Annotated in this window: 1 protein-coding gene and 1 pseudogene; both read right to left on the bottom strand. The window is 49.5% G+C overall.

Annotation, left to right across the window (positions count from 1 at the left end):
• Positions 1-116: 116 nt before the first annotated feature.
• Positions 117-848: an IS21-like element helper ATPase IstB gene (gene istB, locus ACQ4MZ_RS31510; RefSeq protein ID WP_106599845.1), complete on the bottom strand. Its 732-nt coding sequence runs from the start codon at positions 846-848 to the stop codon at positions 117-119.
• Positions 849-872: 24 nt separating this feature from the next.
• Positions 873-1,320, bottom strand: a pseudogene (locus ACQ4MZ_RS31515) (IS21 family transposase); the annotation flags it as partial.

A 1,320-nucleotide genomic window follows, 5' to 3' on the forward strand; every position in this document is an offset into this window, starting at 1 on the left:
TAGATATTCCTGCGAAAGTACGCCAGCGTTCCTGAGTAAAGGTCGCCAAAAATTCCTGGGCAAAGTACGCCACCTGAAAGTGGCTTGACATCACTGAGCGAGAGTGATGATTAAACTTAGTGATTTTTTCTTTTTCTCAGCGATTTTCCAGTTAAAGCGATTCTGTGAGCGGATGCGGAGAGCCGGTCCATAATGGCGTCAGCCAACGTGGGTTCATCAATGAAGTTGTACCAACTGTCGACGGGTAGCTGCGAGGTGATAATCGTCGAACCGTTCCCATAGCGGTCTTCAAGTATGTCCAGTAATGCGATTCTTGCGTCATTGGTCAGTTGCTTTAACCCGAAGTCATCCAGGATCAGCAGTTTGTTGGCTGACACAGCCCTGATCCATTTCAGGTATGTGCCGTCGAGCCGGGCCTGCGCCAGGGCGTCCAGGAATTTGTTCATACCAAAGTATTGAGTGCGTATTCCCAACAGACAAGCGCTCCGGCCTAAGGCGCAAGCTAAAAAGCTTTTACCACAGCCGGTAGCACCCGTTATCAAGATATTCTCGCCCTTTTCGATGAACATTCCGTCGGACAATCTAAGCACCTGTTCCCTTGTAATTCCTCTTTCGGGGGTGCACAGGATATCCTCCGGCAGGGCGTGATACCGGAGTTTGCTGGCTTTAAGATACTTGGAGGTCTTTGCATGCTGCCGGTATTCGACTTCGGCTTGGGTGATCATCGCAACCAGGGAATGGACATCGACCAGTTCATGGACGGGCAGTGAGAGAACGGACTCATAGCGTCTGGCCATTCCAGACAGTTTAAGTGACCTTAAAAGGTCCAGGGTGTTTTCAGTATTCATTTTGAACAGGTTATAGTAAAACAATTATTCTTGATAAGCGGATGCGCCCCGCACATTGGGGTGATCGGGAATACGGTATTCCTTGCTGTCGATGTCTTCAAGCCGGTCCATGTTATGGTCCAGGATGTTTTTCACAGCGGTATAACTGAACTTGTAGCCTGTCAAGGCACGCTTACAGGCATTTTCCACCCGGATGGCCCCGTAGGACTTGATCAATCTGAGAAGGCCCAGGCAAGACGTATATGATTGATCGATGATCAGTTTACTGTCCATGACTTTTTTGAAGAGCTCATAGGTGCACGGGCCGTTTTCACTGGCTTTTCTCAGATAGTATTCCGGGTCCCAGCCTTGTTGTTTGGACACCACCCGATGGGCTTGCGGCATATGCTCTTTCAGGGTGGTGTATCCATGACTCCGGTAGTTCCTGCTGTGCAGGGCAATCCGCTGATTATCATGATAGATCTCCACGGTG

It is taken from the genome of Dyadobacter sp. BHUBP1 (genome assembly GCF_050587785.1).
In the GTDB taxonomy this organism is placed as follows: Bacteria; Bacteroidota; Bacteroidia; order Cytophagales; family Spirosomataceae; genus Dyadobacter.